The following is an 11,499-nucleotide window of genomic DNA, read 5'->3' as shown; positions in this document are numbered from 1 at the left end:
GGCGTCGTCGAGGCCCTGGCCGGTGGCGATGCCGGCGTAGTTGAGGTGGTGGGTGCGGGGCAGCGAACGCAGGTCGCCCTGCCGCCAGTTGAGGTGGGTGAGGGCGACGGGCGCCCACACCTCGGTGGTTTCGCCGCCGGGCAGCCGTTCGGCGCCGCGGGTCCACAGGGCGGGGGTGTCGCCGGTGAGGGGCCGGTAGGGGAAGCCGGGGCGGGCGTACTGCCAGTCGGCGTACGCGGGGAGGTCACCGGGACCGTAGAGCCGCAGGCCCCGGGCGGCCAGGTCGGCGGCGGTGGCGCGCAGCGGGGCGTCGGGGTGGCCGGGCGGCGGGACGCGGTTGCCGCAGTAGCGTTCGACGCCCTCGGCTATGGCGGCGATCCGGGCGGTGTCGGGGTCGCCGAAGGAGGTGCCGAGGGAGACCCGGTCGGCGGGCCAGAGGCCGAGCCGGCGTGCGTCGGCCACCTCCGCGGTCATCGCGGTGTAGCGGGGCGGGGCGCCGGCCGGGTGGTCGACGGGCTTGACCTTGCGGACGATGCCGCAGACGGGGTCGACCAGGGCGTCCAGCGGCAGCGGCCGGGCGGCGGGCGGGGGCGGGGGCGTCATCGCGGTATCTCCTCGGCGGGGTCGGCGGGGACGGGGCGGGTGCGGAGCACGCTCAGCCGGAGTGCGGCGCGGGCCGGGTCGACCTCGCGCGGCGAGGGGTCGAGCCGGGTGGCCGTGACCGGGTCCTCGCCGGTGTGCGGATTGCGGGCGTGGGCGGGGAAGTGGTGGCCGGCGATCTCCACGCGGAGCCGGGTCCCGGCCCGCAGCCGCCGGGCGAGCCGCCCCAGGTCCACCGTGAACTCCTCGTACGCGCCGGGCCGTCCGGTCCGCCGGACGACTCCCAGGGCGAGCCGCTCGGCGGGCCCTTCGGGGGTGAGGGCGACGAGGCGTGCGAACCAGTCGGCGGACGGGGTGCCGGCGCGGGCGCGCAGCCGCAGCGTCGCGGGGCCCAGCAGGTCCAGCGGGCGCGGCAGCGGTGCGGTGGCGAGGACGCAGCGGTCGGCCACCGGACGGCCCGTGGGCACGGTCAGATCGGCGGAGGACGCCGGGTGCCGGGGGTCGGCGGTGAAGCGCATGCCGTTCAGGGGGGCCAGGCGGGGCGTGTACGGCGTGCCCTCGGCGTCCGCCGGCACCCACAGGGGGCTGCCGGCGAGGGCGACGGTGCCCGACCGTCCGGGTGCGATCCGGCCGGCGAGGGCGTGGCGGGCCCAGTGGGCGTAGAGGTCGCCGAGGCGCAGGCGGTGGGCCGGGTGGGCGCCGGGACCCGGGGTGGTGACCAGGCCGTGCCCCCAAGGCCCCATGAGCAGCCGCGCCGACGGGCCGCCCCAGCCCTGCCAGAGGGCGAAGGTGTCGGCGGCGAAGTGGTCGTGGTGCCCGCCGACGGCCAGGAGCGGGAGGCGGGCCGTGCCGGCCCGCGCCACCAGGGCCCCCCGGTCGTGGTGGTCCCACACGCGCGGCCAGGACGGCAGGTGTCTGCCGAGGCGGCGCGGAAGGTCGAGGAGCGGCAGGTGGGCGAGGGCCCCCGGGTCGGCCGCGAGGGCCTTGTCGAGGGCGGTGGCGTCGGAGTCGGGCCGGTCGCCGTGCGCGGCCCACCATCCGGCACGCGCCAGGAGCCGTTCGGCGCCCGAGGGTTCGCGGGCGGTGTCGGCGGGGCCGAGCGCGGGCACGGCGGCGATGACGGCGTCGGGGCGCGCGTCCTCGGGCGCGTCCAGGGCGAGGGTGAGGGCGCAGTGGGCGGCGTAGGAGGCGCCGACGGCGACGAGGCGCCCGTCGCTCCACGGACGGCCGCGGATCCAGCGGGCGGTGACCGCCCCGTCGGACGCCTCGTCCGTGTAGGGCCGCCACTCCCCCGGCGAGGCGTGCCGGCCGCGGACGTCCTGCGCCACGGCGGCGAACCCCCGGCGGGCCCAGCCGCGCAGTTCGGCGCGGTGCGCCCGGCGGTCGTACGGGGTGCGCAGCAGGACGGCCGGGAACGGGCCGGGGCCCTCCGGCAGCCGGACGTCGGTGGCCAGGCCTTCCACGGACGAGGTGAACGCGCTCACCGGGTGGCGGCCGGCAGCCGTGCGACGTCGGGGACGGGCAGGACCGGGTGTTCGGTGACGGTCAGGGTGCGCAGGTCGACGCGGCGCAGGCGGCGCCGGGCGGGCAGGGTTCCGGCCTCCGGGGCGCCGGTGGCCCAGCGGGTGAGGTCGTCGGCGAGGAGCGCGGCGAGCAGGGCGGCGGCCGGGGCGGTGAGCCGCACGGGCGCGCCGCTCGTCCGGGGACCGCTCCAGTAGGCGGCCAGTTCGCGGTGGGCGGGGGTGACGGCGAGGCGGCGGGCGCGGACGTGGGCGGAGGTGACGTCGCCGGGGAGGGCGGCGACCGGCTCCACGTACGCCTGCCAGCCCTCGCGGTGGCTGCGCAGCCAGGCGATCCGCCGTGCGGGCAGCCGGTCGGCCTCGTCCCACAGGCCGTCGGGGACGGGTCCGTCGAGGCACCACACGACGGCGGCGGTGTCCGCGGGGAGCGGTTCCCCGGGCGTACCGGGGCGGGGGTCGGCGCCCGAGGCGCGCAGCAGGCGGGTGAGCGGGCCGGTGAGCACGGGGTCCCCGAGGAGGAGGACGGTGCGGCGGTCGGCGGGCCAGCCGGTGGGGGCGCGCGGCGCGGTGCGCCCGGGGCTCGTGCCGTCGGGGTGCTCGGGGGCGGTGAGGTAGCCGGCATCGTCGAACGCGGCGACGAGCCGGTCGAGTTCGGGGGCGGATCCGGTACGGGGGCCGGCGTCGGCGTCCTCACCGGTGCCGGTCCCGGTGGCGTCGAGTTCGGGGGCGGATCCGGTACGGGGGCCGGCGTCGGCGTCCTCACCGGTGCCGGTCCCGGTGGCGTCGTCCGGTGGGGCGGTGGCCGGGTCCGTCCCGGCCAGGCGGGCGCGGAGCGCGTCGGCGTCCGCGTCGCCCGTGCGGACCCGGAGGAACTCACCGTCCGCGGTGCGGACGGCCAGTCCGTCCCCGACGGCGACGATCTCGACTCCCGGTGCGAGCTGACTGCGGGCCACGTCGGTTCTCCTACGGGTCGGGAGGGGAAAGGGAGGCGGGCCCGCCCTGGGAGGACGGGCCCGCGGGTGAGGGAGAAGCCCTCGCTTACTCCTCGGTGTCCTCGAAGGGGTTCTCGACGAGGGCGTTGGAGTGGGACGCCGAGTCGTGGGCCAGCTGACCCGGGTCGACGATCGGAGCGAAGACCTGCTCGTTCTCCATGAACGTTCCTCCTTCACAAGGCGGTTGTGGTGCCCGGTCGAGCCCCACAACCGGAACACTAATGAATATGATTATCGTTTTACTAGTCGTCGAGAGGGTGATCTGGGTAACACACCGGCCAGTCGCCCTCGGGGTCCCGGCCCACCCGGCCGGCGACACGGAGCACGTCCGCGAGGAACGCCGGGGTGACCACCTCCTTCGGCGACCCCTCGGCCACCACCCGCCCCTCCCTCAGGGCCACGATCCGCTCGGCGAAGCGGGCGGCGTGGGCGAGGTCGTGGAGCACCATGACGACGGTCAGCCCCCGCTCCTCCCGCAGCCGCACCACCGTGCGCAGCACGTCGAGCTGGTGGTGCAGATCGAGGTACGTGGTGGGCTCGTCGAGCAGCAGGACACGGGTGTCCTGGGCCAGGGCCATGGCGAGCCGCACCCGCTGCCGCTCCCCGCCGGACAGGGCCTCCACCGGACGCTCGGCCCAGTGCGCCACCCCGACGTCCGCCAGGGCGCGGCGCGCCACCGCGTCGTCGCCCTCGCGCAGCATGCCGAGCGGGCCGCGGGCCGCGTACCGCCCCTGGCGCACCAGCTGGCGCACCGTCATTCCCGGTACGGACGGGGCCGACTGGTGCAGCAGGGCCACGTGGCGGGCGGCGGCCCGCCGGGAGAGCCGGGCGAGGTCGTGCTCGCCGAGCAGCACACGGCCCGCGCCGGGCCGCAGGAGCCCCGCCGCGAGCCGCAACAGGGTCGACTTGCCGCAGCCGTTGAGACCCACCAGGGCGGTGAGTTCTCCCGGCGCGACGTCCAGGTCCACGCCTCGCAGCACGGGCCGGCCCGGGTATCCGAAGTGGACCCCCTCGACCCGGATGCCGACGGGTTCGCTCATGCTCAGTCCTTCGTCTCCGTCGCGCGCGTCGCGCGTCCATCAGGTCCGCCACGCCCCTGGGGCCCGCCGAGCGGACGGGCCCCGGGGGACGGGCGTCAGAAGCCCCGGTCCGGGGCGCGGCGCACGACGAGCAGCAGCAGGACCGCGCCGGCGCAGGTGGTGAGCGCTCCGACGGGCAGGGTCAGCCGCTCGCCGGCCTCCGTCCCCGCCAGGAGCGTCGAGGCGGCCTGTGCCGCCGCGTCCGCGCCGCACACCACGACCGCGCCGAGCAGCGCCGCCCCGGGCAGGGACAGCCGCAGGTCGGCGCCGAACACCGCGACCGCGAGGTGCGGGACGAGCAGCCCCACGAACCCCAGCGCGCCCACGGAGGCCACGGCCCCCGCGGTCAGGGCCACCGCGCACAGCAGGGCGAGCGTCCGGGCCCGCGGCACCGACAGGCCCGCGGCGGCGGCGAGTTCGTCCCCGCAGCGCAGCAGGGTCAGCGGCCCGGAGAGCAGCCAGGCCGCGAGGAGCCAGGGCAGCGCCCAGGGCCAGAGCAGGTTCCAGTGCTCCCACACCCGGCCCTCGGTGCTGCCGACGAGCCACTGCACGACGCTGCCGAGTTCCCCGGGGGCGACGAGCAGCACCATCGCGGTGAGCCCGCCCAGGACCGCCGAGACCAGCACCCCGTGCACCACGGTCCGCGCCGGGTCGCCCCCGCCCCGGCCGGCCAGCAGCCAGAGCAGCCCGGCACCGGCGCAGCCGCCCGCGTACGCCGCCACGACCACGGCGAACGGCGACTGCCACCCGGCGAGGCCGAGCCCCGTCGCGGTGACGGCACCGAGCACCGCGCCCGGGGTCACACCGGTGACCTCGGGGCCCGCGAGGGGATTGCGCAGCGCCGACTGGAGGACCAGGCCGGCCGCGCCGAGGCAGGCGCCCGCGCCGAGGGACACCAGCAGGCGCGGCAGGCGCAGTTGGAAGAGGACGTGCCGGTCGAGCGCGTCACCGCCGCCGGCCAGCACCTCGGCCACCAGGCCCGGGGACATCGCCCGGCCGGCGAGGAGGGAGGCCCCCGCGGCCAGGAGGAGGAACAGCACGAGCACCCCGAAGCGCCGGCCGGTCCGCCCCCGGCTCGCGGGCGTGACCGCCGCGGCCGTCGACGTGTCGGTGTTCCGCGAGGTCTTGGGGTTCCGGGGGGCCTTCGGGTGCCGCGAGGTGTCGCTGTTCTTCACGGGGTGCGGGGAGTCCGTCATCGCGCGGCCCTCCGCAGCAGGGCCACCCCGGCCGGGACGCCGAGGAGCGCCGTCCAGGCGCCGGCCGGCGTCTCGACGGGGGCGAGGGCCAGCCGGGCCGGGACGTCCGCGAGGGCCACCACGGCCGCTCCCCAGGCGGCCGACCAGGGGAGCCAGCGCACGGCGTCGGCGCGGGGGGCGAGGCGGCGGGCCAGATGGGGGGCGAGGAAGCCGACCCAGGCCACCGGGCCGCAGACGGCGGTCACCGGGGCGATGAGGACGACGGCCACGGCGAGCGCCGTGAACCGCGCCCGCCGCACCCGCACGCCCAGTGCCTCGGCGTCGTCGTCGCCGAGCCGCAGCACGGCGAGCACGGGCGCGCAGAGCACCAGGGCGGGGACGGCGATCAGCAGCCACGGCCAGAGGCCCGTGACGTCCTCCCAGGTGCGCGCGGAGAGCGAGCCCAGCAGATAGCGGTAGATCAGCTGGAGGTCGAGCTGGTCGGCCATCACCATGAGGACGAGCAGCGCGGCCTGCAGGGCGGCGGCGACCGCGGCCCCGGTGAGGAGGACGGCGGAGGGACTGCGGCCGAGGCCGGCGGCGAGCAGGGTGAGGCCGCCGCCGAGCGCGGCTCCGCCGATGGCAAGCAGCGGTTGGACGGCGGCGGGCACCGCCACCGCGAGGACCAGGGGCGCGGCCACCCCAAGTGCGGCCCCGGAGGACACGCCCAGCATCTCGGGGACGGCCAGCGGGTTGCGCAGCGCCTCCTGCAGGACCAGTCCCGCCGCCCCCAGACAGGCCCCGGCGACCAGCGCCAGCACCAGGCGCGGGACACGGAGTTCGGTGACGACGACCCGGGTGATCTCGTCGCCTCCGCCGAACAGCCGGTGCGGCGCCACGTACGGGGTGCCCAGGGAGAGGGCGCACCAGGCCGCCACCAGGAGCAGGACGGCGAGGGCGGCCGGCTGCGCCCACCGTCGTACCCGTGAACCGGGCTCCCCCGGCCTCCGCTTCCTCGTACCGGCGGCGGAGGGGTCCGCCGCCGGTGCCAGGGACTCGGTGGGCGTGCTCACCGGAGGGCGGCCACGGCCTCGTCGAGGACGAGGCCGAGCGAGCGCGTGCCGCGCCCCTTGGCCCAGACCTCGGAGTCGACCTCGTGCACGTCGCCGTTCCTGACGGCGGGGATCTTGCTCCAGAGGGGATTCTTCGCGAGCTTCTCCGACAGGGTGCCGTCGGGCTCGCCGAAGCTCATCGTCTCGACGAAGAGGACGTCGACGTCGCGCGCGAGGATCTCCTCCAGGCTGTAACTGCCTTCGACACCCCGGGACTTCCACGGGTAGTCGGCGAGCTCGGGGAGGAGACCGGCGGCGACGTCGGTGCCGGGGACGGCCACGCCGAAGTTCTCGTCGCTGCCGTAGATGATCAGAGCGGTCTTCCCGCTGCGCTTTCGTTCGGCGGCGGCCAGCTTGGCGCGGAAGGCCTTCTCCGCCTTCTCTCCCTCGGCCGTGCGGCCGGTGAGCGCGGCGACGTCGCGCAGGTAACCCACGCTGTCCTGCCAGGTGGTGGGCTGTACGGGCCAGAACGTGGTGGCGCCCTTGAGCGCGGGCGCGAGCTTGCCGTGGGTGTCCTCGAGCCCGATCACCAGGTCGGGCTTGTGGGACAGGATCGCCTCCACCTCGGGGGCGATGAACCCGCCGGGGACGACCGCGACCCGCTTGGCCCTCTCCTCGCCGAGGAAGCCGGGCCGGGCGAGGAGCCGGCTGTTGGTGGCGACCGGGACGAGGCCCAGTTCGGTGAGGATGTCGTCGCAGATGGCCACCAGGCAGACGATGCGCTCGGGCTTCCGCTCCAGGGAGACGGAGACACCCCGGGCGTCCTTCAACGCCCGCGTCTCCTTGATGGGTTGGACCTTGACGTCGGTGACCTCGCCCCTGGCGCCGGTGGCTCCCTTCCCGGCGGCCGGGGTCTGTGCGGACGTGCCGCACCCCGCCAGGACGGAACCCAGGATGACGGCGGCCAGACCGCGCCGTACGACTCTCAGACGTGAGCGCAGCATCGGTGCCCTCGTTTCTTCTCGTGGTCCGGAAACGCACCGACCATACATGATAATCATTTTCACCAGGACGGCCCTGGGCCACCCGCCGCCGACGGAGGACCACCGATGACCCCCACTCCCCTGCTCCTGCTCTCCGACCACGTGGAAGGAGCGGTGCATCTCGTGACGGTGCCGGACGGCGCCCCCGCCGGAGGACTGCGCCGCCGGCACCTCTCGGAGCACGCGGGGTTCCTGTCCCTGCCCGGCGGACGGGTCGCCTGCGTGGACGACCGCCGGGGCGAACTGCTCGTCCTCGCCCCCTACGGACCCCAACTCGTGGAGCGCGCCGTCCCCGTGGCCGTACCGGCCGAGCACCTCGCGGCCGACCCCTCGGGGCGGTGGGTGGCCGTCACCACCGGACTCGGCCGGAACACCGCGCCCTGGTCCGGACTCGTCACCGTCGCGGACCTGTCCACCGGGGACGCGGTCCGGGTGCGCACCCGCCCGGGGGAACCGGGCGTGACCGTGCTCGGCCCGCGTGAACCGCTGCTCGTCCTGCGGCACCGCGAGCCGGGCGCCCTGGCCGTCCACCGGTTCGCCGAGCTTCTCGCCGCCCCGCCCGGCTGCCCGGAGGTCACGCCCGCCGGCGTTCTCCCGCTCCCCGGCGACGGCCACGGCGACGCCCAGGACCCGCGGGAATCAAGGGTGTTCGCGGCCACGGGCGAGGGGGTGCACCGGGCACGGCGGGACGGCGACAGCCTGGTCGCGGAGGCCCCGATACCCTGGGGCGCCCCCGGCCCCGCCCGCGGCTGGTACCTCCGGTTCGACCCCCGGCGGCGGGCCCTGTGGTCCACCCTGCGCGGCGGCCCCGCCGACCCGCTGCGCTGGCCGGACTGGACAAACCAGGCCTGGCGCCACGAGCTGGACACCGGCCGCACGGCCCGCACCGACCTGGGCCCCGGCCTCGTCTTCCGGCTGGCCCTCACCCGCACCGCCGGCGCGTTCGCCCGCGTCCACCCCGACGGGGACGAGCTGGTCCTGCTGGACGACGACGGTACGACGCGCCGCGTGCCGCTCCCGGCCATGAGCGGCGCGCCCCGGCGTGGCGGCACCCCGTGGGAGGGCGTGCAGCGCAGGGCGGTGGCGGCCTCACCGGAGGCGGACTGGGTGGCGGTGACGCGGGGCGGCCACGGCGAGGTCCACCTCGTGGACGCCCGCACCGCGACACCGGCGGACCCCCTTCGCGTACCGACCCCGCTCCACCACGGAGGCCACGCGGTCCTGTTGCCGCAGCCGGGTGGCACCGGTGGTGATCTCGTGGGGCGGTGAGCGGGGCGGCGGTTCCGGTGCGGCGCACGTCCCCGCGGGCCCGCCGGCGGCGCGGCGCCCTCAACGGCGCCACGTGCCGCACCGATAGGATCCGGGGGTTCGAGCGGGCCTCCGGACCGAGGGCACCGCGGCACGCCGCCGGGGGGAGCGACACATGGGGCAGCGGGGGACGTCACGGGGCGCCGTCACCGTCGAGCGCATGGACGGAGCGGCCGCCGTACGGGCCCAGGAGGCGTTCAGGCTGATCTACGCCGAAGCCTTCGCCGAGCCCCCGGCCCTCGAGACCGAGGACGATGTCGCCGCCGCGTTCGTCCGGTTCCCCGCTCTCGCGGGCAGGCCGGGCTTCCGCGCCGCCCTGGCCCGCACGGAGGAAGGCGAACCGGTCGGCCTCGCGTACGGCCACCCGCTTCCCCCCGACGCCGTCTGGTGGGACGAACTGACCCACGCCGTCCCGGACGACCTGCGGCGGGAGGACGGACACCGCACCTTCGGACTGCGGGAACTCGCCGTACGCGGACCGTGGCGCGGGCAGGGCATCGCCCGGCGGCTGCACGAGACGCTGCGCGAGGGCCTGCGGGCCGAGCGGATGCTGCTGAACGTCCACCCGGAGAACACCGCGGCGACGGCGGCCTACCGATCCTGGGGTTACCGCGCGGTCGGTGAGGCGCGACCCGGTGGCACGGGGGCCGTCCCTCACCGCGTGATGCTGCTCGACCTGCGCTGACGGCGCCGGCCGCGGCGGGACGGCCGGGGCCTCCACCCCGCCGACCGGCGCGCCGCGGCCTCCCGCCACCCCGCGCGCCGCGGCCTTCCGAGCGTCCCCGGCCTCCCCTCAGCACCCCGTCCCCCTTCACCCGAACCATTGCGCCAAACGTTTGGGCATGCCATGGTGACGGCGTCAAAAGGCGTGACACATACCGCGGTTGAGGTCGATCGACGGGGGTGCGTGATGGGGACGACGGGGGAACGGCGGCTGCCGGACGGGGCGGAAGGCGAGCGTCCGCGGGATCCTCGGCACATGATGGCGCGGACGGCGCCGAGCGCGGACGGTCCCGGGCGGGGAGTGCCGGAAGGGCCGGACGGTGGCGTGGTGCTCGCGCCTCCGCCGTGGACGCGTCCGGCGGACCCGTCGACCGCCGGGAGGGCGGCCACCGCCCGCATGGTGGGGCCGTTCCGCGTCCTGCACCGGCTCGGCGCGGGCGGGATGGGCGAGGTGCACCTGTGCGCCGGTCCCGACGGGGTGCTCGCGGCGGTGAAGACGGTCCGCGCCGAGTTGCTGAGCGAGGAGCGGATCCGGCGCCGGTTCACCCGCGAGGTGCAGGCCGCCCGCCGGGTCCGCAACCCGTACGTCGTGCCGGTGATCGCGGCCGAGACCGAGGCGCCCCTGCCCTGGCTGGCACAGGCCTTCGTCCCGGCCCCCGCCGTCGACCACCTCGTACGGCACCTGGGTCCGCTGCCGGAGCCCGTCGTCCGGGCCCTGGGCGGTGGCATCGCCGTGGCCCTGACCGGCATCCACGGCGCGGGGATCATCCACCGGGACCTCAAACCGGGCAACGTCCTGCTGGCGGCCGACGGGCCGCGCGTGATCGACTTCGGCATCGCCCGGATGGAGGACCGGACCGTCACACGGGGCGAGGCGTGGGGCACGCCCGGCTTCATGTCCCCGGAACAGATCACGGACCCGGAGCGCGTCACGGCCGCGAGCGACGTCTTCTCGCTCGGCGTGCTGCTGTTCCACGCGGCGACGGCGCGGCTGCCGTGGCGGGGGACGACCCCGCTCGAACTCCAGGTCCGCACGGTGGAGGGCGACGCCGATCTGACCGGCCTCGCCCCCGGTCTGCGGCGGCTCGTCGCCGACTGCCTCGCCCCCGACCCGGCGGACCGTCCCTCACCCGGCGAACTCGTCGCGGAGCTGCGGGCGAAGGACGCCCCCGCGGCGTTCGGCACGGCTCTGGGCAGTCTGCGCCCGGCGCTGGAGTCGTACGCCCGCGCCGTCCTGCACGCCGTACCCGAGGCACGGGTCCTCGGCGCGATGCTGGACCAGGGGCGGGACCGCCGGCTGCGGGAGCGGATCGGCGCGCTCCGCGAGCGCGCGGCGGGGCCGGCCGGGCGCGCGCTGCCGCCCTGGGCCGTTCCGGGGGTGGCGGAGTGGGCCGGGCACGTAACGAAGCGGGAGGCGGAGGAGCTGCACCGGGCCTTCGGGGAACTCGCCCGCGAGGCCGCCGACTTCTACGGCTCCGAGGATCCCGAGGCGTTCGTGCTGCGCGGCGAGGCGATCAGCTGGCGCGGCAGGGCCGCCGAGCCGGCGCAGGCCGCCTTCGAACTGGGCGAACTCGTGGAGGCGGCCGCGGTGGCGCTCGGTCCCGCCGCTCCGGAGGTGCTGCGCCTGCGGCGGCTCCGGGTGACCCTGCTCGCGGTGGCGGGCAACGCCGGGGAGGCGATCCTGCTCCAGGAGGACGTACTGCGGCGCGTCCGGGCGTCGTCGGACACGCCGGGGCCGGTGACGCCGCCGGGCCCCACGGAGCCCGCCGCCCCGCCCTCCGCCGGGCCGGCGGCGGTGGCCGAGGCGCACGTGGAGCTGGCCGAGCTGTACGGGCGGGCCGGGCGCCCGGAGTCCGCCGCGAAGGAGTACGCGCGCGCCCTCGCGAGCGCGCGGGCGGCGGGCGCGGAGGTCCCGGCCGAGCGGATCGCCCAGTGGCGCCACCAACAGGCCTTCTGGACCCGGCCCTTCGACCCGGCGGAGGCCTTGGCACTGTTCCGGGCCCTGCA

Annotated in this window: 11 protein-coding genes; 3 read left to right on the top strand and 8 right to left on the bottom strand. The window is 77.1% G+C overall.

The features are described from left to right. From RIF68_RS13440 to RIF68_RS13405, 8 genes are all read right to left on the bottom strand, one after another. Positions 1 to 603, bottom strand: a 603-nt coding sequence (locus tag RIF68_RS13440) for a YcaO-like family protein (protein ID WP_309051453.1), incomplete at its 3' end; no start/stop codon positions are given. Then, entirely contained in the window at positions 600 to 2,084 is a 1,485-nt protein-coding gene (locus RIF68_RS13435) for a CocE/NonD family hydrolase (RefSeq protein WP_309051452.1), read from the bottom strand. The genes RIF68_RS13435 and RIF68_RS13440, both read right to left, overlap by 4 nt. Then, the gene (locus tag RIF68_RS13430; RefSeq protein WP_309051451.1) at positions 2,081 to 3,073 is read right to left on the bottom strand and encodes a hypothetical protein; all 993 of its coding nucleotides are present in this window, start codon (positions 3,071 to 3,073) and stop codon (positions 2,081 to 2,083) included. The genes RIF68_RS13435 and RIF68_RS13430 overlap by 4 nt, the downstream gene beginning before the upstream one ends. Before the next feature lie 85 nt (positions 3,074 to 3,158). Then, positions 3,159 to 3,272 carry a streptamidine family RiPP gene (gene amiA / locus RIF68_RS13425; protein WP_309051450.1) on the bottom strand — a complete coding sequence of 38 codons (114 nt, stop codon included), beginning with the start codon at positions 3,270 to 3,272 and terminating at the stop codon, positions 3,159 to 3,161. A gap of 82 nt (positions 3,273 to 3,354) precedes the next feature. After that, on the bottom strand, positions 3,355 to 4,152 hold the full coding sequence (locus tag RIF68_RS13420) for an ABC transporter ATP-binding protein (protein ID WP_309051449.1): 798 nt from the start codon (positions 4,150 to 4,152) through the stop codon (positions 3,355 to 3,357). 95 nt (positions 4,153 to 4,247) lie between these two features. Then, positions 4,248 to 5,387: an iron ABC transporter permease gene (locus RIF68_RS13415; RefSeq protein WP_309051448.1), complete on the bottom strand. Its 1,140-nt coding sequence runs from the start codon at positions 5,385 to 5,387 to the stop codon at positions 4,248 to 4,250. After that, positions 5,384 to 6,313, bottom strand: coding sequence for an iron ABC transporter permease (locus RIF68_RS13410; protein ID WP_309051454.1), 930 nt, complete (start codon positions 6,311 to 6,313; stop codon positions 5,384 to 5,386). Before RIF68_RS13410 ends, RIF68_RS13415 begins: the two co-directional genes overlap by 4 nt. A 122-nt stretch (positions 6,314 to 6,435) precedes the next feature. Further along, positions 6,436 to 7,422, bottom strand: coding sequence for an ABC transporter substrate-binding protein (locus RIF68_RS13405; protein ID WP_309051447.1), 987 nt, complete (start codon positions 7,420 to 7,422; stop codon positions 6,436 to 6,438). A 105-nt stretch (positions 7,423 to 7,527) separates the two neighbouring features. On the opposite strand from RIF68_RS13405, the gene RIF68_RS13400 reads away from it, so the two are divergent. From RIF68_RS13400 to RIF68_RS13390, 3 genes are all read left to right on the top strand, one after another. After that, positions 7,528 to 8,730 (top strand): hypothetical protein, encoded by a 1,203-nt coding sequence (locus RIF68_RS13400; protein WP_309051446.1) that lies wholly within the window; start codon positions 7,528 to 7,530, stop codon positions 8,728 to 8,730. Positions 8,731 to 8,884: 154 nt separating this feature from the next. Continuing rightward, positions 8,885 to 9,454 (top strand): GNAT family N-acetyltransferase, encoded by a 570-nt coding sequence (locus RIF68_RS13395; RefSeq protein ID WP_309051445.1) that lies wholly within the window; start codon positions 8,885 to 8,887, stop codon positions 9,452 to 9,454. A 294-nt stretch (positions 9,455 to 9,748) separates the two neighbouring features. Then, positions 9,749 to 11,499 (top strand): serine/threonine-protein kinase (locus RIF68_RS13390; RefSeq protein WP_309051444.1); only part of this gene is annotated, 1,751 nt, incomplete at its 3' end.

This window comes from Streptomyces sp. (assembly GCF_031178505.1).
Classification (GTDB): Bacteria; Actinomycetota; Actinomycetes; order Streptomycetales; family Streptomycetaceae; genus Streptomyces; species Streptomyces gulbargensis.
This window is presented reverse-complemented; position numbering and strand designations above follow the sequence as displayed.

Bases quoted from the DNA above. Each gene is read 5' to 3' on its own strand.
- amiA (WP_309051450.1), bottom strand. From the start codon at position 3,272: ATGGAGAACGAGCAGGTCTTCGCTCCGATCGTCGACCCGGGTCAGCTG.
- RIF68_RS13405 (WP_309051447.1), bottom strand. From the start codon at position 7,422: ATGCTGCGCTCACGTCTGAGAGTCGTACGGCGCGGTCTGGCCGCCGTC.
- RIF68_RS13395 (WP_309051445.1), top strand. From the start codon at position 8,885: ATGGGGCAGCGGGGGACGTCACGGGGCGCCGTCACCGTCGAGCGCATG.
- RIF68_RS13400 (WP_309051446.1), top strand. From the start codon at position 7,528: ATGACCCCCACTCCCCTGCTCCTGCTCTCCGACCACGTGGAAGGAGCG.
- RIF68_RS13420 (WP_309051449.1), bottom strand. From the start codon at position 4,152: ATGAGCGAACCCGTCGGCATCCGGGTCGAGGGGGTCCACTTCGGATAC.
- RIF68_RS13415 (WP_309051448.1), bottom strand. From the start codon at position 5,387: ATGACGGACTCCCCGCACCCCGTGAAGAACAGCGACACCTCGCGGCAC.